The 20,172-nt window shown below is 38.3% G+C and carries 22 protein-coding genes and 1 riboswitch; of the genes, 13 read left to right on the plus strand and 9 right to left on the minus strand.

The window, feature by feature from the left end; translation table 11 throughout:
• The 5 genes from menD to menC all read left to right on the plus strand — a co-directional run bounded on the left by menD (position 1) and on the right by menC (position 6,107).
• Positions 1-1,749: a 2-succinyl-5-enolpyruvyl-6-hydroxy-3-cyclohexene-1-carboxylic-acid synthase gene (menD, locus tag QFZ31_RS26745; RefSeq protein WP_307308956.1), complete on the plus strand. Its 1,749-nt coding sequence runs from the start codon at positions 1-3 to the stop codon at positions 1,747-1,749.
• On the plus strand, positions 1,749-2,555 hold the full coding sequence (gene menH, locus QFZ31_RS26750) for a 2-succinyl-6-hydroxy-2,4-cyclohexadiene-1-carboxylate synthase (RefSeq protein ID WP_307308957.1): 807 nt from the start codon (positions 1,749-1,751) through the stop codon (positions 2,553-2,555). Before menD ends, menH begins: the two co-directional genes overlap by 1 nt.
• Before the next feature lie 21 nt (positions 2,556-2,576).
• On the plus strand, positions 2,577-3,395 hold the full coding sequence (gene menB / locus QFZ31_RS26755; RefSeq protein WP_179601634.1) for a 1,4-dihydroxy-2-naphthoyl-CoA synthase: 819 nt from the start codon (positions 2,577-2,579) through the stop codon (positions 3,393-3,395).
• A 115-nt stretch (positions 3,396-3,510) separates the two neighbouring features.
• Positions 3,511-4,995 carry an o-succinylbenzoate--CoA ligase gene (locus QFZ31_RS26760; protein WP_307308964.1) on the plus strand — a complete coding sequence of 495 codons (1,485 nt, stop codon included), beginning with the start codon at positions 3,511-3,513 and terminating at the stop codon, positions 4,993-4,995.
• Positions 4,992-6,107: an o-succinylbenzoate synthase gene (gene menC, locus QFZ31_RS26765; protein WP_307308966.1), complete on the plus strand. Its 1,116-nt coding sequence runs from the start codon at positions 4,992-4,994 to the stop codon at positions 6,105-6,107. Before QFZ31_RS26760 ends, menC begins: the two co-directional genes overlap by 4 nt.
• A gap of 31 nt (positions 6,108-6,138) precedes the next feature.
• On the opposite strand, the gene QFZ31_RS26770 is transcribed toward menC, so the two are convergent.
• Together QFZ31_RS26770 and QFZ31_RS26775 are read right to left on the minus strand one after the other, a co-directional pair.
• Positions 6,139-6,297, minus strand: coding sequence for a DUF1540 domain-containing protein (locus tag QFZ31_RS26770; protein WP_082799676.1), 159 nt, complete (start codon positions 6,295-6,297; stop codon positions 6,139-6,141).
• 91 nt (positions 6,298-6,388) lie between these two features.
• The gene (locus QFZ31_RS26775) at positions 6,389-7,330 is read right to left on the minus strand and encodes a metal ABC transporter solute-binding protein, Zn/Mn family (protein ID WP_307308969.1); all 942 of its coding nucleotides are present in this window, start codon (positions 7,328-7,330) and stop codon (positions 6,389-6,391) included.
• 211 nt (positions 7,331-7,541) lie between these two features.
• On the opposite strand from QFZ31_RS26775, the gene QFZ31_RS26780 reads away from it, so the two are divergent.
• Entirely contained in the window at positions 7,542-8,114 is a 573-nt protein-coding gene (locus QFZ31_RS26780) for a beta-class carbonic anhydrase (RefSeq protein WP_307308972.1), read from the plus strand.
• Here QFZ31_RS26780 and yidD read toward each other — a convergent pair.
• Entirely contained in the window at positions 8,111-8,338 is a 228-nt protein-coding gene (gene yidD, locus QFZ31_RS26785) for a membrane protein insertion efficiency factor YidD (protein ID WP_307308974.1), read from the minus strand. The two genes, QFZ31_RS26780 and yidD, sit on opposite strands and share 4 nt — an antisense overlap.
• Positions 8,339-8,678: 340 nt before the next feature.
• On the opposite strand from yidD, the gene QFZ31_RS26790 reads away from it, so the two are divergent.
• The gene (locus QFZ31_RS26790) at positions 8,679-9,152 is read left to right on the plus strand and encodes an S-ribosylhomocysteine lyase (protein WP_307308976.1); all 474 of its coding nucleotides are present in this window, start codon (positions 8,679-8,681) and stop codon (positions 9,150-9,152) included.
• A gap of 37 nt (positions 9,153-9,189) precedes the next feature.
• Here the strand turns inward: QFZ31_RS26790 and ytzI are convergent, their stop codons facing one another.
• Both ytzI and QFZ31_RS26800 read right to left on the minus strand, forming a co-directional pair.
• Entirely contained in the window at positions 9,190-9,354 is a 165-nt protein-coding gene (ytzI, locus tag QFZ31_RS26795) for a YtzI protein (RefSeq protein WP_306076286.1), read from the minus strand.
• 114 nt (positions 9,355-9,468) lie between these two features.
• On the minus strand, positions 9,469-9,726 hold the full coding sequence (locus QFZ31_RS26800) for a DUF6154 family protein (RefSeq protein WP_179160128.1): 258 nt from the start codon (positions 9,724-9,726) through the stop codon (positions 9,469-9,471).
• A 238-nt stretch (positions 9,727-9,964) separates the two neighbouring features.
• Here QFZ31_RS26800 and QFZ31_RS26805 point away from each other — a divergent pair, with 238 nt between their 5' ends.
• Complete coding sequence (locus QFZ31_RS26805) at positions 9,965-10,288, plus strand: hydrolase (RefSeq protein ID WP_306076285.1); 324 nt, start codon at positions 9,965-9,967, stop codon at positions 10,286-10,288.
• Positions 10,289-10,374: 86 nt separating this feature from the next.
• On the plus strand, positions 10,375-10,854 hold the full coding sequence (ytkD, locus tag QFZ31_RS26810) for an RNA deprotection pyrophosphohydrolase (protein WP_307308980.1): 480 nt from the start codon (positions 10,375-10,377) through the stop codon (positions 10,852-10,854).
• A gap of 20 nt (positions 10,855-10,874) precedes the next feature.
• On the opposite strand, the gene QFZ31_RS26815 is transcribed toward ytkD, so the two are convergent.
• Genes QFZ31_RS26815 through QFZ31_RS26825 form a run of 3 tightly spaced genes read right to left on the minus strand, consistent with a single transcriptional unit; the run spans position 10,875 to position 13,476 of the window.
• Positions 10,875-11,681, minus strand: coding sequence for an ABC transporter permease (locus tag QFZ31_RS26815; RefSeq protein WP_307308982.1), 807 nt, complete (start codon positions 11,679-11,681; stop codon positions 10,875-10,877).
• On the minus strand, positions 11,662-12,438 hold the full coding sequence (locus QFZ31_RS26820; protein WP_307308985.1) for an ABC transporter ATP-binding protein: 777 nt from the start codon (positions 12,436-12,438) through the stop codon (positions 11,662-11,664). The genes QFZ31_RS26815 and QFZ31_RS26820 overlap by 20 nt, the downstream gene beginning before the upstream one ends.
• A gap of 21 nt (positions 12,439-12,459) precedes the next feature.
• The gene (locus tag QFZ31_RS26825) at positions 12,460-13,476 is read right to left on the minus strand and encodes an ABC transporter substrate-binding protein (protein ID WP_307308986.1); all 1,017 of its coding nucleotides are present in this window, start codon (positions 13,474-13,476) and stop codon (positions 12,460-12,462) included.
• Positions 13,477-13,599: 123 nt separating this feature from the next.
• Here QFZ31_RS26825 and QFZ31_RS26830 point away from each other — a divergent pair, with 123 nt between their 5' ends.
• Together QFZ31_RS26830 and QFZ31_RS26835 are read left to right on the plus strand one after the other, a co-directional pair.
• On the plus strand, positions 13,600-14,391 hold the full coding sequence (locus tag QFZ31_RS26830; protein ID WP_307308989.1) for an alpha/beta hydrolase family protein: 792 nt from the start codon (positions 13,600-13,602) through the stop codon (positions 14,389-14,391).
• Between the two features lie 40 nt (positions 14,392-14,431).
• Positions 14,432-14,674, plus strand: a complete 243-nt coding sequence (locus QFZ31_RS26835; RefSeq protein ID WP_179601665.1) for a DUF2584 domain-containing protein — start codon at positions 14,432-14,434, stop codon at positions 14,672-14,674.
• Between the two features lie 38 nt (positions 14,675-14,712).
• Here the strand turns inward: QFZ31_RS26835 and pckA are convergent, their stop codons facing one another.
• Positions 14,713-16,299: a phosphoenolpyruvate carboxykinase (ATP) gene (pckA, locus tag QFZ31_RS26840; protein ID WP_307308993.1), complete on the minus strand. Its 1,587-nt coding sequence runs from the start codon at positions 16,297-16,299 to the stop codon at positions 14,713-14,715.
• A 217-nt stretch (positions 16,300-16,516) separates the two neighbouring features.
• A riboswitch (SAM riboswitch) is annotated at positions 16,517-16,657 on the plus strand.
• Positions 16,658-16,859: 202 nt separating this feature from the next.
• Between pckA and metK the strand changes: the two genes are divergently transcribed.
• Together metK and asnB are read left to right on the plus strand one after the other, a co-directional pair.
• Complete coding sequence (gene metK / locus QFZ31_RS26845) at positions 16,860-18,062, plus strand: methionine adenosyltransferase (RefSeq protein ID WP_179601669.1); 1,203 nt, start codon at positions 16,860-16,862, stop codon at positions 18,060-18,062.
• A gap of 204 nt (positions 18,063-18,266) precedes the next feature.
• On the plus strand, positions 18,267-20,159 hold the full coding sequence (asnB, locus tag QFZ31_RS26850; protein ID WP_179601671.1) for an asparagine synthase (glutamine-hydrolyzing): 1,893 nt from the start codon (positions 18,267-18,269) through the stop codon (positions 20,157-20,159).
• The last annotated feature ends 13 nt before the right edge of the window (positions 20,160-20,172 follow it).

The following is a 20,172-nucleotide window of genomic DNA, read 5'->3' on the forward strand; positions in this document are numbered from 1 at the left end:
ATGAATCATCAGATATCTTTAACTGTTTATTTAGCAGCATTTGTAGCAGAGTTGGTACAGACAGGAATAAAGGATGTCGTCGTCAGTCCAGGGTCAAGATCAACCCCAATGGCAATGGTAATGGCCGAACATCCAGAGATTAATATCCATATTCATGTGGATGAACGTTCTGCTGCTTTCTTTGCTTTGGGAATAGCAAAGGTTACGAATAAGCCAGTCGCGATTTTATGCACTTCGGGGACGGCAGCGGCAAACTATTTTCCTGCTATTATTGAAGCACGCTATTCACGTGTACCGTTACTCGTCTTAACCGCTGACCGGCCACATGAGCTGAGAGAAGTCGGTGCACCACAGGCGATTGACCAAATACATTTATATGGACAACATGTAAAATGGTTCGCAGATATGGCGCTGCCTGAAAGTAGTACTGAAATCATCCGCTATGCACGTACCGTTGGTGCACGGGCGGCAGCCCTTGCAAGCCAGGCGCCAGCAGGTCCAGTCCATTTGAACTTCCCGTTCAGGGAACCGCTCATACCTAAATTGGATGAAGATATCTTTCAGTTGGAAGAGCGGCCAATGGGTTATGTAAAAGTCCGCAACGGAGAATTAACGATTCGTGAGGATGAATTAAAGGAAATTTCATTAAAACTGAATGGTTATAATAATGGAATCATTGTTTGCGGTAATATTGCTGATGACCGTTTTGCTCAGGCTGTAATAGACTTATCCGAAATGTTAAAGTTTCCAATCCTAGCAGATCCATTATCACAACTTAGAAGCGGACAACATCATTTGGAAAATATCGTGGAAACATATGATACATTTTTAAGAAATGAAGACGCCAAAGTTTATTTGAAACCCGATGTAATCCTGCGTTTTGGGGCAATGCCTTTATCCAAAGCACTTACGATTTTCTTGAAAGAAAACCACCAAGCTGATCAATTTGTCATAGATGGTGCTGGAGGCTGGCGTGACCCATCATCTTTATCAACGGAAATGATTTACTGCAATGAAACCTTCTTTTGCGAGAAAGTTGTAGCTTTTAGTGAAACAAGAACTTCAGGAGAATTTTTAGAAAAGTGGCTGGCCGTTAATAATCTTACAAAAGCAAATATGGCGCTAATTAAGGATAGTCAGCAATTAAGTGAAGGGCGATTGTTCTATGAATTAGCGGATATGCTTCCTGTGGGGGCCACATTATTTGTTGGAAATAGCATGCCTATCAGAGACTTAGATAGTTTCTTTCACAATAACAATAAATCAATAAAAGTAATCGCTAATAGAGGAGCAAACGGTATTGATGGAACCGTTTCGACTGCAATAGGTGCGAGTATATACTCACAACCTTTATATCTTGTCTTAGGAGATTTAACATTTTTCCATGATTTAAATGGGTTAATTGCCTCGAAGCTATATAATATTGATGTTAAGATTATTGTTGTTAACAATAATGGCGGCGGTATTTTCTCCTTCTTGCCGCAATCGGAGCATCCGAAGCATTTTGAACTTTTATTTGGGACACCGTTAAACTTAGACTTTGAGCATGCTGTAGAGATGTTTAATGGTAACTTTACTAGAATAAAGGATTGGGAACATTTACAGGAACTTATGAACCATTCAACCGAGGTAAAGGGATTAAATGTATATGAAGTGGTCACAAACCGTGAGAGTAACTTAATAGAACATCGCGATTTTTGGCGTATTGTTTCCGAGGAAATATCAAACTTTGTCAAAGGTGTCGATTAATGAGGTTAAAGGTTAACGGTATTACCTACCATGTCGAAGTCTGCGGGGAAGGATTTCCGTTCCTTTTATTACACGGTTTTACTGGGGATTCATCTACCTGGACACCTTTTTGTCCGGTTTGGGGCACCCATTCAAAATTGATTATCCCGGATATTATCGGCCATGGTGAAACAGACTCGCCAGAAGATACAAATTGTTATCAAATGGAATCGGCTGCTAAAGACCTAATTTTTCTATTAGATCAGCTAGATATTGAAAAAATAGATCTCCTCGGTTATTCAATGGGTGGCAGATTAGCGCTAACTCTTGCTATTCTATACCCCGAGAGAGTTAGAAAGTTAATTTTAGAGAGTGCTTCACCGGGACTGAAAACAAATGAAGAAAGAGTACTTCGCCGTATGAAAGACGAGGAACTAGCAAACTTTATTAACGACCGGGGGATCGTATCCTTTGTTGACTATTGGGAGAAGATTCCTCTTTTTTCTACTATGAGCAGACTCCCTAATTCCATTAAACAATCCATTAGGGAGCAGCGGCTTTCCAATAAGACTAAGGGTCTTGCGAATAGCTTGATAGGAATGGGGACAGGTGCTCAAGTCTCATGGTGGGGAAAGTTGGACCTTCTTAGCTCTGAAGTGTTATTGTTAACAGGAGAAAAAGATGAAAAGTTCTGTAAGATAGCCGAAAATATGGTGGAGAATATGCGAAAAGCTTCATGGATTGTAATTAATGATTGTGGTCATGCAATTCATGTGGAACAAAAAGAAAAATTTGGTACAATAGTAAGTGACTTTTTGTCAAAGTAAAAACTAAGGAGGAAGATCATTTTGACAGTAGAATGGATTGCAGGACGTAAATATGAAGAAATTCTATATGAAACATATAACGGAATCGCAAAAATTACGATTAATCGCCCACATGTACATAATGCATTCACACCAAGAACCGTTGCGGAATTAATCGATGCTTTTGCCTATGCACGTGATGATTCAAGTGTAGGAGTAATCGTACTAACAGGTGCCGGAGACAAAGCGTTTTGTTCAGGTGGAGACCAAAAGGTACGTGGACATGGCGGCTATGTTGGGGAAGACCAAATTCCTCGCCTAAATGTTCTTGATCTTCAACGTTTAATCCGTGTGATTCCGAAACCAGTCATTGCAATGGTTAAGGGTTACGCTATTGGTGGCGGACACGTCCTTCACGTAGTTTGTGATTTAACGATTGCTGCAGATAATGCTGTTTTTGGTCAAACAGGTCCGAATGTAGGAAGCTTTGATGCTGGTTATGGATCAGGCTATCTTGCTAGAATTATCGGTCATAAAAAGGCTCGCGAAATTTGGTACCTATGCCGACAGTATAATGCACAGGAAGCACTTGATATGGGCTTAGTAAATACGGTCGTTCCACTTGAAAGAGTGGAAGAGGAAACAATCCAGTGGTGTAATGAAATTCTAGAGAAAAGCCCAACAGCGCTTCGTTTCTTAAAGGCTGCTATGAATGCAGACACAGATGGCTTAGCAGGTCTACAGCAATTAGCTGGTGATGCAACACTTCTTTACTATACAACTGAAGAAGCCAAAGAAGGCCGTGACGCCTTTAAAGAAAAACGTAAGCCTGACTTTGGTCAATTCCCACGTTTTCCTTGATTTTGAATGTTGCAGCTTGATGGACTCCATCAGGCTGTTTTTATATAGAAAAGGCGCAGCCACCCGAGCACTAAAGCCGAAAATAGAGCAATTAACTAGAAGCAGGTGAAAATGAATGCAATACGAGACCATGCCTAACTTTCTGGAAAAAAGAGCCTTTCTCACACCTGAAAGAACGGCGGTTTATTTCAATGAACAGACACTATCTTTTAGAGAATTATATGAAAACTCTTATCAGGTTGCTGGACAGCTTCAAGGTTTAGGTGTTAAAAAAAATCAATATATTGGTGTATTACTTAAAAATCATCTTGATACCATTGTGATATTATTTGCCCTTCAGCTACTTGGAGTCAAGGCAGTTATCTTAAATAATCGATTGTCGAAAAAAGAAATAGTGTGGCAGATAAATGACTCAAAGGCAGCGGCGCTAATTCTTGAAAATGATTTTTACGAAATGATGCAGGATTTAGAAGTGCCAGTTATTACAAAAGAGCAGTTGTTTGCTGCGGCTTTAGAAACTCCCGAAATACTGGAAGAAATTAATTTAAATGATGTCAGTACTGTCATGTATACATCAGGTACAACAGGAAATCCAAAAGGCGTTCTTCATACATTTGGAAACCATTGGTGGAGTGCTGTAGGTTCTGCATTAAATTTGGGGTATACCGATAGTGACCGCTGGCTTTGCAGCGTTCCGCTTTTTCATATAAGTGGTTACTCCATCTTAATGAAAAGTGTTATTTATGGTATGCCCATTATCCTCCATGAAAGCTTTGACGCTGACAGAGCGATAAATGATATTAAAAACAATCATGTTACGATTATGTCAGTGGTCGGAACGATGCTCTATAGGATTGTTGATGCCCTTAAAGATTCTAAACTGCCAAATCATTTCCGCTGTGCGCTCTTAGGAGGCGGTCCTGCACCGTTACCACTTCTAGAGGCGTGTAAGGCAAAAGAAGTTCCTGTTTTTCAGTCCTATGGGATGACGGAGACGGCTTCACAAATCGTTACACTAGCTCCAGAATACAGTATCACAAAACTAGGTTCGGCTGGTAAGCCGCTTTTTCCATCACAAATTAAAATTATTTTAGAGGATGGAAAAATGGCATCAACCAAACAAGCGGGTGAAATTATTGTAAAAGGTCCAAATGTGACAAAGGGGTATTTAAATCGTCCTGATGTCATAAAGGAAAAGTTTGACCAAGGCTGGTTACATACAGGAGACATTGGCTATTTGGATGAAGAAGGCTTTTTATACGTGCTTGATCGGCGTTCTGATCTCATTATCTCAGGAGGGGAAAACATTTATCCTGCCGAAATAGAATCTGTCTTATTAGCTCATCCAGATGTCGCAGATGCAGGTGTTACAGGCATCAATGATAAAAGCTGGGGACAGGTTCCAGCGGCTTTTATTGTTCGTCACAACAATGCACATGTGACCGAGGAAGAACTTAAACAATTTTGTTTAGAAAACTTGGCGAAATACAAGGTACCAAAATTATTTTATTTTACTGAAAAGCTCCCAAGGAACGCTGCTAAAAAGCTTCTTCGCAGAAAGCTATTTGATTTTGTTCAAGAGAGCTGGAATCATAAATGAGAATTGCGCAAATTAAACTCAAAGTCATAAGTATGCCATTGAAGTCCCCCTTTCACACCCATTTAGGTACCGTTTCAGAACGTGAGGGGATTATCGTAGAGGTAATCGATTCAGATGGCATTTCCGGATATGGAGAGGGTGTGGCCTTTTCCACACCGTGGTACACAGAAGAGACTGTCTCGACTAGTTTACATATTATGAGTGATGTATTGATTCCTTTACTCAAGAAGCAACCAATTAAACATCCAAAAGACGCAGCGATTCTTTTTCAGTCTGTAAGGAGAAACCATATGGCTAAGGCAGGGTTAGAAATGGCCATTTGGGATTTATATGCAAAAAGGAATTCTTTATCGCTTTCTAGAGCCATTGGGGGAACTAGAAGTGAAATTGCTTCTGGTGTGGTAGTGGCTGCAGATTCACTTACTAATTCTCTCAAACAAATTGAAAAATATTTGGGAGAGGGATACCAGAGATTTAAGGTTAAGATTAATCCTAGTCAGGATTATTCGGTTCTAGAAGCAATTCGCCGCTATTATCCAGATCTTCCGTTAATGGCTGATGCAAATTCTGCTTATACCTTAAACGATATAGACAAATTAAAAGCATTAGATGATTTTAATCTTTTGATGATTGAACAACCGCTGGCTAGTGACGATATTATTGAACACTCACTACTTCAAAAAGAGATAAATACACCGATCTGTTTAGATGAAAGTATTGTCAGCTTTAATGACGCAAAAAATGCTATTGAACTTGGGAGCTGTAAGATTATTAATATTAAAGCAGGCAGAGTGGGAGGACTTTACGAAGCAAAAAGAATTCATGATTATTGCCTTGAGAAGGGAATTGAAGTTTGGTGCGGGGGAATGATCGAATTTGGAATATCCCGTGCGCACAACATTGCGCTTGCTTCACTGCCTGGATTTACAATTCCAGGTGATATATCTGCTTCAAATCGATTTTGGGAAGAGGATATCATTATGCCTGAGGTATGTGTTAGGAATGGTTATGTGTGCGTCCCAGATACATCGGGTATAGGGTTTGGCATTAATAAAAAGAGGCTAAGGGAAACTACTCAAATAGAAAAGGTATTTAACTTCGAAAAAAAATAAACCAGACAAAAAGTCTGGTTTAATTTTTTATTTATAAATCTGAAGGTTCGAAAGTTTTACAATCAGTTTCTTGACTGTTATCAGCTGTTTTTCCTTTGTGGCTGACAACATATATGCTATCTGCACTGCATTTATTTCCTTTTGCCCAAAAAGAACAGTTGTTAACTTCACATAATACATCTTGTGCCATTTGTATCACTCCTTATTATCATTCGTAATACAAAAATAGCTTTTGATTTTTTACATCTTCTCATCCCTGTAAGTTAAAGGGAACTAACCAGCTAATTGTTTAAAGCAGTTTTCAGTGATGATAAGTTCTGCTCCATGAGAGTAAAATATGTTTCTTTATCTTTAATGTTTTCTTTAGTTAAAGTAGCTAAATTATGAACAGGCAAAGCCTTCGCTCCAATTTCCTTTTGAACAATCTCAGCTAATTTTGATTTGACATTTTGTTCAAAAAGGATGTAATGCAGTCCATGTTCATCCGCCAGTGAAATAATTTTTTCTAGTTCTCGCTGTGTAGGTTCATTCGTTGTAGACAGACCTGAAATACTGATTTCTTCAAGACCGTATCTTTGCTCCCAGTAGCTAAATGCAGCATGAGTGACAAGAAAATCTTTGTGTTTTGCCTTTTGAATAGTGCTTTCAAATTCCGAATTTAATTGATCTAATTCATCTGCAAGCTTTTGATAATTTTGATCAAACGTCTCTTTATTTTGAGGCATCTTTTCAATTAAAGAGTCCCTAATGACGGCAGCCATTTCCTTCGCATAAACGGGGTCAAGCCAAACATGAGGATTAAAATCTCCATGACCGTCATCCTCGTGGTCATCATGTGCTTCATGTTCTTCTGCAGGATCTAATATAAGCTCTTCAGCAGTTGGAATCAACGAGACGTTTTCATTTTTTAATGATTCCTTCGCACTCTCTACAAATCCTTCTAATCCCAAGCCGATGTAGAAAAATAAATCTGAATCCGCTAGTTTTATCATATCTTTTTGCGATGGTTCAAACGTATGCTCATCTGCGCCTGGAGGATAGATAGTATTGACAGTAACGTATTTTCCCCCGATACGCTCCGTAAAATATTGAAGAGGGAATACTGTGGAATAGATCGTTAACTGATCTTTCTTCTTTTCTGATGATTGTTCATTTTCTGTACTGCAAGCAGTTATGACGATGCTAAATAATAAAAAAAATGGTAAAAGAATTATCTTTTTCATACGTTCTCCTTTAAAGTGTATAAACCGGAGTTATTACGATTTATATTCGAAAAATTTTTAGTATTTAGATTATAAAAAAATGTATAATACGGAACGATTCCGATTTCCTTATGTATCTTACAAAAAAAATGAGTTAATTGCAAGCAAAATATTGTAGGATGCGGTAGTATTTATGTATTCTTAATATAAACAAAGTTAAGGTGGGATAATTATGAATAACACTACATTATTAAATGAAATCTTGGATTATAACCAAAAATTTGTTGAAAGCCGCGAATATGAAAAATATGAAACAACAAAATTTCCAAATAAACGGATGGTCATTCTTACTTGCATGGACACGCGATTATTAGAATTACTGCCAAAAGCTTTAAACTTAAACAATGGGGATGTAAAAACGATAAAAAATGCCGGGGCACTTGTATCTCATCCATTTGGAAGTATTATGAGAAGTATTCTAATCGCTGTTTACCAGCTTAAAGCAGAAGAAGTCCTAGTCATTGCTCACCACGATTGTGGAATGAGTGGATTGAAGGCTGAACCAGTAATAGAAAGTATGATGAGCCGTGGAGTAACAGAAGAAACGTTTGATACTCTTACTTATTCAGGTATTGATATTAAAAAATGGCTGCATGGATTTGATAATGTTACAGAAAGCGTGGAGCATAGCGTGGATGTAATAAGAAACCATCCCTTAATGCCAGAGGGTGTTCCGGTGCATGGGTTGGTCATTGACCCTAAGACAGGAAAACTTGACCTTGTTGTCGATGGTTATCAAGATTAATTCTCCTTTTTCTCTGGCACAGGATCTATGCCGCCCGGATGAAAAGGATGACATTTAAGAATTCTCTTTAATGTAAGCCAGCCGCCTTTTAAAGCTCCAAATCGTTGAACAGCCTCCAATCCATAATGTGAACATGTGGGATAAAAACGACAGCTTGGCGGTTTAATAGGAGAAATAACCACTTGATAAAATCGAATAACAGAAATTAAAATCTTTTTAAACATAGGGGAAACTCCCTTCCACAAATTACTTAAAAGATATCACAAATAGAAAAAAACGTCTAAATTGTTAACTATAACTAAGTAGATGAAAAAACTCGGAATTTATAGTATGATACTACTTAGACGAATGCTATATTAATGGCACTCCGTTGGTTGGAGCGGAAGGCACGAAGACTCCTGCGGGAGGACGGGGTCTCCCCGGACCGCCCGCGGAAAGCGAAGTGCCTCGTGACAGGCAAAAAACGCCTGTCCCTGCGGTGAAAATTCGTAGAAGTTTTCCTTAGTGGAGAGGAAATCAACGGACCCGTTTAATACAGCTTAATGTATAAAAGGAGTGGGGATAATGCCTTCAGTAGAAAGCTTTGATTTAGATCATAATGCCGTTAAAGCACCTTACGTGAGACATTGTGGTGTCCATAAAGTAGGAACCGACGGTATAGTTAATAAATACGATATTCGTTTTTGCCAGCCAAATAAACAGGCGATGAAGCCTGATGTCATCCATACATTAGAACATTTGCTTGCATTCAATCTCCGTGCACACGTAGAGAAATATGATCACTTTGATATTATTGATATTTCACCTATGGGCTGCCAAACAGGCTACTATTTGGTTGTGAGTGGTGAGCCAACTGTTGAAGAAATCATTGACCTCCTTGAAGATACGATGAAGACCGCAATAGAAATAACTGAGATTCCAGCAGCAAACGAAAGACAATGTGGTCAAGCAAAACTTCACGATTTAGAGGGAGCAAAACGCCTAATGCGTTTTTGGCTTGAGCAAAGTAAAGAAGACTTAAAGCAAGTTTTTGCTTAAGAATAAAAAATTCCTATTCGTTTGAATAGGAATTTTTTTACTGCTTATTTTCGGTATCAGGATGATTTTCGTTCTGTAAATAAGGATTATCATCCAATGGGTCTACAGTATGTTTAAATTTATATGCTTTTGAAGTAGTAATTACAGCAAGCAATAATACCACTATAATGATAATAACGCTTACCACCAAGATCGTATACATTTTTTAATCCTCCCTTTTCCACTCTTATATTTTAGCATGGTTTGACTTTTTTTTAACAAAAAAATGGAACTGCATGAGGCAGTTCCAAAATTTTTGTGGTATGTAATGTAATTATTAGTGAATATTTCTTGGATAATAAGTATGGGTGCGCTGCTGGCCATATTCTTCCTGGGCGAATTTACCTTTTAAGCTCTCGATTAAATAAAGCCCCATTAAATCGTATAATTCTTGTTTATCCATCTCTTTAATTAAGTGCAGCAGATCCTCATGTGACATCTCTTCTAAGAAGGCGAAAGCTAACATATCAATATCCTCTTCATCACCTGTCAGCTTATCTCGATACATCTGAAATAATTCATCAACTAACCTCATTCCGTTCACCTCCAAAGAATTTTTTAAAATTTTTTTCCTTACTTATTCAATTCCCTTAATGATGAAAAATATCCTCTATGGCAGAAGCGAAAGTTTGTAAAAATGGCGAAATTCCATTTTCTTAATATTATGACAATTATACATCATTCAGTTCTAAAAAATGAGTCGAAATTTGAAAAAGAATAAATTTTATTTGATTGTGGGAAATTCTAAATAATATTAATAAGGGGATGACAAAATGGATCAGCAAAAAAAGACCTATTATATAGATGTTGGGCACGGACAAATATCTCAAAGTGCAACAGCTTCTGCCTGGAGCTTTAAGATTCAGGCTAGTGATGAGGAAATTACCCAGCTTCGTGAGATGTTTGACCAAAATTATTCAACAGAATGGCAAAACTTCTTCAGAGCGCATGTTCCATATGTTCAATATCATTATGACCGTGAAAATGACGCTTATGACAATACGATTGAACAAGTTTATGGGATGATTTATAAACTGGGAGATAATGAAGCTAGAAGTCATATTGAATCGATGAATATCTTACCAAAACAAGGGTAATACAAAGCGGAAAATCCTATCTACAAGGATTTTCCGTTTTTTTCGATTATAATAAATAATCAAGAGGTACCTAGGGGTGAGGATTGGTGAAAAATTTTATTGATCGATTAGGGAACAAGGTAGAGCTATCATTCTCAAGCAATGCCTTTGGGCAGGAAGCAAAGCATGTACTTGTAATTTGTAAATATTTAGATGATTGGTTATTAACTATGCATAGCGTTCGAGGACTCGAATTTCCGGGAGGTAAAATGGAACCTGGAGAATCCCTAAAAGAAGCGGCTATTCGTGAGGTTTATGAGGAGACGGGAGCCACCTTAGAGGACCTTACACAAATAGCTGAATATAGAGTTGCTGACGAAAAAAATACTTTTGTAAAGGCTGTATTTTGGGGGAAAATAAATTCAGTACATAAAATGAATAGCTACTTCGAGACAAAAGGGCCGGTATTAATAAAAGGTGATTTGTTAGATTTGCGTTTTGGTGAAGAGTTCAGCTTTATTATGAAGGATGATGTGGTTGCTGAATGTATAAAGTATATCTATAAGGTGGAACACGAAAAAGAATAGCGACAAATTTAGATAAGCCGCTATTCCTTGATAAGTTTTTTTTCCAATAGTTCTACAAGCTGGTACATGATTGTTGCAACCACTGCAATAACCAGCAAGGACAAAAAGACCAGGGTAAAATTAAAGACTTGGAAGCCATAAATGATGAAGTAACCCAGTCCTCTGGATGAAACTAAAAATTCACCAACGATGACACCGACCCAGGATAATCCAACATTCACCTTTAAGGTTGAAATAATCGTTGGAAAACTAGCTGGAAGTATAGCTTCCTTAAAGCATTGAAGACGTGTCGCTCCGAATGTTTGCAGTACTTTTAAATAGTTAGGGTCGACTTCTTTAAAAGAAGTATAAACTACAATCGTGGTAATGATAACCGAGATGATGGCTCCCATTGCAATAATGGAAGGGTATCCAGGTCCAAGGGCTACGATTAAAATGGGACCTAAGGCGACCTTTGGCATCGCATTTAGGATGACGAGATAGGGGTCAACAATTTTTGACAGCATCGGTGACCACCAAAGCAGTGCTGCAAGTACGGTTCCAAGTAACGTACCCAAAATGAATCCAAAAATCGTTTCAGTTAAGGTTACACCGAGATTGGACATTAAAGAACCATCTTGTAATTTTTCAAGAAATAAATCCCAAATTTTCGATGGAGAGCTGAAGAGTAAAGGGTCGATCCAACGTTTTTGACTCGAAATTTCCCAACTAGAGAAAAAGAGGAGGAAAATGACGATTTGATAAAAACGTACCCATCTTTTTTCAATCGTCAGGGAATGTAAATAATTTTTATGGAGGAGGCTCACGTTAGTTTTTCCCTGTTTCAAGTGAATCCAACTCCTTCCATATTTTCTGAAAAATACTCGAAAATGCTTCATGGTTTCTTGCGTTAAAAGGGGATATGTTTCTTAGTTCCTCTGGCATTTCAAAAATTTTATGAATTCTGCCTGGACTTGGTGAAAAAAGCACAACCCGGTCACTCATCGCTATCGCTTCACCAATATCATGTGTGACAAGAATGGCTGTTTTGCCAAAGGAGTCGAGCGTGTTTGAGACTAAATCTTCTAGCTTTAACTTCGTTTGATAATCTAACGCTGAAAATGGTTCATCCAGCATCAGAAGCTTTGGCTCCGTGGCAAGTGTTCTTACAAGTGCAGCACGCTGCCTCATACCACCTGAAAGCTGCTTAGGGAGCTGTTTCTCGATACCCTTTAAACCCATTTGATTTAAAAGGTCTAATGCGGCACTTTTTGTTTGCTCATTCAATTGTTTGGATAACTTTAGACCTATAAGGATATTTTCTTCAATTGTTTTCCACGGAAACAGATAGTCCTGTTGGAGCATGTAGCCGATTTGGTTTTTTAGCCCCGTGATTGGTTTATTTTCGAGCAAAATGGTTCCTTGCGTTGGTTTTATAAGCCCGGCAATAATGGAAAGTAAGGTTGTTTTTCCACAGCCGCTAGGGCCGAGGAAGGAAACAAATTCACCTTCCTCAATATGCAAACTTATTTCCGAGAGGGCCGTTGTTGCAGAGGCTTTTGTGAAATAAGTGTGATGGATATCTTTTATGGCTAAAAAACTCATTTGGACGGCCTCCCATATTTTTTATTCTTCTTTCACTTTTTCAGCTATTTTTGTGTTTACAAGTGTTGAATGATCAACCTCTTTTGGTAGCTCACCTGCTTCGTCCATGATGTTCTGGAGATTGTTCCACTCTTCCACATCAAGGATTGGATCAGTTGCGAACGAGCCTTGCTCTTTATATCGGTCTACTACTGTGCTAATGAGTTTGACGTCTGTATCAGGGAAATAGGTTTTAATTGCCTCAGCGATTTCGTCAGAACTATGTGTATCTACCCATTGCTGTGCCTTGTATACGGCTCTCGTGAATTTTTCTACAATATCCTTGTTATCTTTCATGTAACTGTCCTTTGCCATGAAGGTTGTATATGGCACATGACCAGATTCTGTTCCAAAGGAAGCAATAATATGTCCTTTTCCTTCTTGTTCAAAAATGCTCGCCTGTGGTTCAAATAATTGAACAAAGTCGCCTGTTCCTGAAGCAAAGGCACTTGGAATATTAGCAAAATCAATGTTTTGAATGAGATTTAAATCTTGATGAGGATCGATTCCATGTTTCTTAAGAACAAACTCCCCAACCATTTGCGGCATACCGCCAGTACGTTGACCTAAAAATGTTGATCCTTTTAACATATCCCAGGAGAAATTATCTATTTTTTCTCTTGAGACTAGGAAAGTGCCATCGGTTTGTGTGAGTTGTGCAAAGTTAATAACCGGATCATTGGATCCTTGAGCGTAAACATAAATAGAAGTTTCAGATCCTACCAATGCAATATCTGCACCATTTGATAAAAGTGTTGTCATGGTTTTATCACCGCCAAAGGCTGTGGACAGTTCAACATCTAAGCCCTCTTCTTCAAAAAAACCTTTTGCAATTGCCACATATTCAGGTGCATAGAAGATAGAACGAGTAACTTCTACCAATCTAACCTTTTCTATTTTCTCTGGATCCGTGTTGTCGGTATTGTTACAAGCAGCAATTGTGAACATGAGAATAAATATGAGAAGTGAAGAAAAGCTAATTTTTAGCGATTTTTTCATACCAAAACCTCCTTATACAATAAAAATCTGGGCTGTTGACCTAACATATCGTATGAAAGAGAAATAAATGTGTGAATGCCTACTTACATAAATTTTTACGGAATCATGGAAAGGTGAAATGTAGTGAACAAACTAAATGGAAAAATCATCGAAATTTATCGTTTTCCTTCACCCAATCCCAATGTGGAATTAAGGGAGATTACGTATCTTTCAAATGGATTGAGAGTAAAAGGATTACTTGCGGAACCGAAAATAAAAGGAAACTATGACGGATTTTTATATTTGCGCGGCGGCATTAAGAATGTTGGTAAGGTAAGACCTGCAAGAATCGCTCAATTTGCCTCTGAAGGATTCATTGTATTCGCTCCTTATTACCGAGGGAATCAAGGGGGAGAGGGGAATGAAGATTTTGCCGGAGAGGACAGGGAGGACGCTTTTGCAGGCTATGAGCTTTTAAGGTCACTTCCTAACGTAGGCTATATCCATGTCTTTGGCTTTTCGCGAGGTGGTGTCATGGCATTGATGACAGCACTTCAATACCCAGAGGCTGCCTCCATCGTTACTTGGGGAGGGGTTAGTGATATGGCGTTAACCTATGAGGAAAGAAAAGATTTGCGGAAAATGATGAAAAGGGTGATTGGAGGGACACCTGGAAAATATCCTGAAAGATATGAAGAGCGGACTCCCCTTTATGAACTCGAAAAGCTTTTAGCTCCTGTTTTAATCATTCATGGAGTAAATGATCAGAATGTATCGGTGGAACATGCCTACAGACTCGAAAGAAGACTTAGGATGTTAAATAAACAGGTGGAATCCTGGTACTTTGACGACTTTACGCACTACTTCCCTCCCGTAGTAAATAGAAAAATCGTCAAGGATTTATCGAATTGGATGAAATGTCAAATCAAAAGATGATAAAATAGAAGTAAGTCCAATTACAGAGGAGCGAGTACATATGGGTATGCCCCTTGAGTTAAATACGATGATCGTAACCAAAGGCAGAGAAAAGAGAATTGAAGAAAATCTATTCGTATTAGAAAAAGAAGGCTATCGACTTTATCCGATTGATATTCCCATTGACGTGAGAAAAACCATTGAAAGCGATACGAGCGGATCTGCGGTCATTAAAAAAGTAGAATGGCAGGAAAGCCGCACTTGGTTAACTTACCAATTAATTTCATTGAATTCTACAAATTAGTAAAAAGCCCTTATCGACAACGATAAGGGCTTTCTTTTCTAGGCTATTGGACCGCCTTTTACCTCAATGTCTGAATCCACTTTAGTGAATTTTTTAAAGTTTTCACGGAATTTATTCGCTAACTCTTTTGCTTTCTTCTCATAGGATATTGGGTCTGCCCAAGTCTTGCTTGGCTGAAGAACTTCATCCGGCACACCTGCAATGTGGAGAGGAATATTTAGTCCAAAAATAGCATCTTTTACGGTTTCCACGTTGTTGAGTTCCCCTTCAAGTGCAGCCTGAATCATCGCTCTTGTGTAGGATAACTTCATGCGGCTTCCCACTCCGTATTCTCCACCTGTCCAGCCAGTGTTTACAAGAAAAACATTTGCATTATGCTCAAGAATTTTTTCACCAAGCATTTCTGCATAACGTGTTGCAGGTAAAGGCAGGAATGGTGCACCAAAGCAAGTGGAGAAGGTGGCTTCTGGAGAAGTTACTCCGCGCTCAGTTCCTGCTAGCTTAGATGTATAACCACTCAAGAAATGATACATTGCCTGCTGTTTCGTTAATTTTGAGATTGGAGGCAATACCCCAAATGCGTCTGCGGTTAAAAAGACAATGGTATTCGGGTGGCCTGCAATGCTTGGCTGAACTATATTTTCAATGGCGTGCATCGGATAAGCAGCTCTTGTATTTTCAGTAAGAGTGGAATCGTCATAGTCTGCAATTCTTGTATCAGGATTAAGAACAACATTTTCTAATACGGAACCAAAATGGATGGCATCAAAAATTTGCGGCTCTTTTTCTCTGGAAAGATTAATGGTTTTTGCATAGCAGCCGCCTTCAATATTAAACACTCCATTCGATGACCAGCCGTGCTCATCATCACCAATTAAGCGGCGTTTTGGGTCTGCAGATAAAGTGGTTTTTCCTGTCCCGGAAAGACCGAAGAACAAAGCAACATCACCTTCAACACCAATATTAGCAGAGCAGTGCATAGAGAAAATATTATTCTCAGGCAGCAGGTAGTTCATAATTGAAAAGATTGATTTTTTCATTTCACCAGCATATTCCGTTCCGCCGATTAAGATCGTCCGTTTTTCGAAAGAAATAATGATAAAGGTTTCAGACTTTGTTCCGTCTATAACAGGATTTGCTTTAAAGTTAGGAGCGGAAATGACAGTGAAACCGGGTTTATGTGTCAGCAATTCTTCTTCACTAGGCCGAATAAACAATTGATGGGCGAATAAATTATGCCAAGCATATTCATTCACAATTTGAATCGGCAATTGGGTCTTTTTATCAGCACCTGCAAACCCTTTAAAGACGAATATTTCATTTTTTTCTTTTAAATAATCTAAAACTTTTTGATAGAGGTTATTAAATATTTCTTCTGAAATTGGCTGATTTAAATTGCCCCAATCAATTTTATCCTTAATGGATTCTTCCATTACAATAAATTTGTCTTGAGGAGATCTTCCGGTATATTTACCTGTTGATACACTTATCGCACCAGTTGAGGTTAGTTTTCCTTCATTCCTAGATAGGATTTTTTCCACTAATTGAGGAACAGACATTTGAATGTGCACATGACTTTCTTCCAGCAATTGGCTTAATTCATTTGGAACATGTACTGAATTCATCAGAACGAACCTTCCTTTTCAAGTTTTTAATTGTCAATATATTCATAAAAAGTATAACACATTTAATTTAATAGTCTATACTAATTGGTAAATTTGGGTTGTATTATTAAGTATTAAATTAAAATGGAAAAATTTCATATATTTATCCTTAATTTGCTAGCAAATTCGTTGACAACGCTCGACAGGTTCAAGTATGATACTAATTTGAACGGATACTCTCTTATCCTGAGCTGGTGGAGGGACAGGCCCTATGAAACCCAGCAACCTGCTTTATGAGAAGACCAACCTATTTATTGGTCATATTCTCAAGTGCGAAGGTGCTAATCTGACGCAAGGCTTTGACCTTGAACGATAAGAGTGAAAGGACCGGAACAACCTTTCCTCACAATGGTAAGGTTTTTTGTTTTGTATAGACCTTTTATCAATAGAGTTACTAATAAAAATCCTTTGTTTATTTCATACTAAGGGAATGAGTACCGTATCAATTTCAGTGGTTCTAGAAGTATTCCTGTCACCTTCAAATGGACCTTGATTTATCTCATAATATAGGAGGAAATCAGATGTCAACAAAACGTCGTCGTTTGTTCACTTCTGAATCAGTTACCGAAGGTCATCCAGATAAAATCTGTGACCAAATATCTGATTCGATTTTAGATGCCATTTTAGCAAAGGATGCAAATGCCCGGGTTGCTGCTGAAACATCCGTTACAACTGGATTAGTCTTAGTTGCAGGTGAAATCACTACATCTACTTACGTTGATATTCCAAAAATCGTTCGTGAAACAATTAAGGGTATTGGCTATAATCGTGCAAAATATGGCTTTGACTCCGAGACATGTGGTGTTATCACTTCTATTGGTGAGCAATCTCCTGACATTGCGATGGGGGTCGATCAGGCTCTAGAAGCACGTGAAGGTCAAATGTCTGATGAAGAAATCGAAGCTATTGGTGCAGGAGACCAAGGTTTAATGTTTGGTTTTGCATGTAATGAAACCAAAGAATTAATGCCTCTTCCCATTTCCTTGGCTCACAAGCTTGCACGTCGTTTAACAGAGGTTCGTAAAGAGGATATTCTTCCTTACCTCCGTCCAGACGGAAAGACGCAAGTAACAGTAGAATACGATGAGAATGATAAACCTGTACGTATTGATACCATTGTTATTTCAACACAGCATCATCCTGAAATTACGTTAGAGCAAATTCAACGTAACATAAAAGAGTATGTGATTAATCCCGTTGTTCCGAAAGAACTAATTGACGAAAATACAAAGTATTTCATTAATCCAACTGGCCGCTTCGTTATTGGCGGACCACAAGGGGATGCTGGTTTAACAGGTCGTAAAATAATTGTTGATACGTATGGCGGTTATGCACGTCACGGCGGTGGAGCCTTCTCTGGTAAGGATCCTACAAAAGTTGACCGTTCTGCAGCCTATGCTGCTCGTTATGTTGCGAAGAATATTGTAGCAGCAGGATTTGCAGATAAGGTTGAAGTGCAGCTTGCCTATGCAATTGGTGTAGCAAGACCTGTTTCCATTTCTATTGACACATTTGGAACTGGTAAAGTAAGCGAGGAAGTCTTAGTTGATCTAGTTAGTAAAAACTTTGACCTTCGCCCTGCTGGAATCATTAACATGTTAAATTTACGCCGCCCAATTTACAAGCAAACAGCTGCATATGGTCATTTTGGCCGTACTGATGTTGATCTTCCTTGGGAGCGTACTGATAAAGCTGATACATTACGTCAGCAAGCGAAAATTTAACCAGAAAAAACAGGGGAGTTGCATTTTACATGTAACTCTTTTTTTCATATACTCGTCAAAGTTTAGGGCAATGTGTTTAGGTGAAAACTGTTTATACCTGAATTTTCCTACCTTTCACACTGACATTTTAAGATGAAAAGTGGTAGGATAAGAGAGTATGTTTTTTAAGTTTGGATATTTAGATTGGAGTAGGTGAAGTACATAATGTGTGGTTTTATTGGTTGTGTACACGACAAAGAACAACATTTTCGTGACGAGCAAAAACAACAATTCAAAAACATGAACGATATTATAACCCATCGTGGACCTGATGATGATGGTTTTTATTATGATGATCATATTCAATTCGGTTTTCGCCGTTTAAGTATTATTGATATTGAATGTGGGCATCAACCATTAACGTATGAAGATGAGCGCTATTGGATTATTTTTAATGGCGAGGTTTATAACTACCTAGAACTTCGTGAAGAATTGCTCAAAGAAGGCTTACAGTTTGCAACAAACTCTGATACTGAAGTTATTATCGCTTTATATAGCCATTTGAAAGAGAAGGCTGTTGAAAAACTGCGCGGGATGTTTGCATTCACGATTTGGGATAAACAAGAACAAACGGTATTCGGTGCAAGGGATCCTTTCGGAATAAAACCATACTTCTATTTTGAGGATGGGGAAAGAACATTTTTTGCTTCTGAAAAGAAGAGTATCCTTCTAGCACTGGAAAACGATGTTTTAGATTATGATTCCCTTCAGCACTATTTAACGTATCAGTTTGTCCCAGAACCAAACACGATGTCAAAAGGTATTTATAAGTTAGAGCCAGGGCACTATTTTACAAAGAAGATAGGCGCTCCAATGGAAATTAAAAGATATTGGAAAGCACATTTTAACCCGGTTCAAAAATCTGAATCAGAGTTTATCAAAGAAATACAAGATGTTTTAATTGATTCAGTTAAAATGCATATGAGAAGTGATGTACCTGTTGGGTCTTTCCTTTCCGGCGGTATTGACTCTTCGATTATTGCTTCGATTGCAAAACAATTTCATCCAGCTATTAAGACATTTTCAGTAGGCTTCGAGCAAAATGGTTTTAGTGAAATCGATGTTGCAAAAGAAACTGCGGATAAACTTGGGGTAGAAAATATAAGTTATGTGATTACACCGCAGGAATACATGAATGAACTGCCGAAAATCATTTGGCACATGGATGATCCACTTGCAGACCCTGCAGCGATCCCGTTGTACTTTGTCGCTCGTGAAGCAAGAAAGCATGTTACGGTTGTTCTTTCTGGTGAAGGTGCCGATGAATTATTTGGCGGTTATAATATTTATCGCGAACCACAGGATTTAGAAGTGTTTAATAAAATCCCAAGAGTAGGAAAAGTATTGTTAAAAGGGATTGCAAACATCATGCCTGAAGGAATGAAAGGGAAGAGCTTTATTGAACGTGGAGTAACTCCTATGGAAGAACGTTATATTGGGAATGCAAAAATGTTCACGGAGGAAGAGAAAAGAGACCTGCTTTCTGTTTACCGTGAAGGTTTAGATTACACCGATATCACAAAACCACTTTATGCTGAATCAAAGGGCTATGATCCAGTTGATCGTATGCAATTTATTGATATCCATACATGGATGCGCGGCGATATTTTATTAAAAGCGGATAAAATGACGATGGCTCATTCATTAGAGCTTCGGGTTCCATTCTTGGATAAAGTGGTTTTTGAAACAGCATCAAAAATTCCGACTAGCTTGAAAACAGCTAATGGTACAACAAAATATATTTTACGAAAAGCAGCAGAAGGAATTGTTCCTGAGCATGTATTGAATCGTAAGAAACTCGGTTTCCCAGTGCCGATTCGCCATTGGCTGAAGAATGAAATGAATGAGTGGGCAAAAACGATTATTCGAGAAAGCAGCACAGATCATTTAATCAATAAACCTTATGTATTAAGACTTCTTGAAGACCATTGTCAAGGGAAGGCGGATAACAGCCGTAAAATATGGACCGTGCTCATCTTTATGGTATGGCACCAGGTTTATGTGGAGGGTAAATACTCCTTTTCAGGACAAAAAGAACTCTTGACTATGAAAAATTAAACCACGAAAGCAC

Origin of the sequence: Neobacillus niacini (assembly GCF_030817595.1) — a bacterium.
Classification (GTDB): Bacteria; Bacillota; Bacilli; order Bacillales; family Cytobacillaceae; genus Neobacillus; species Neobacillus niacini_G.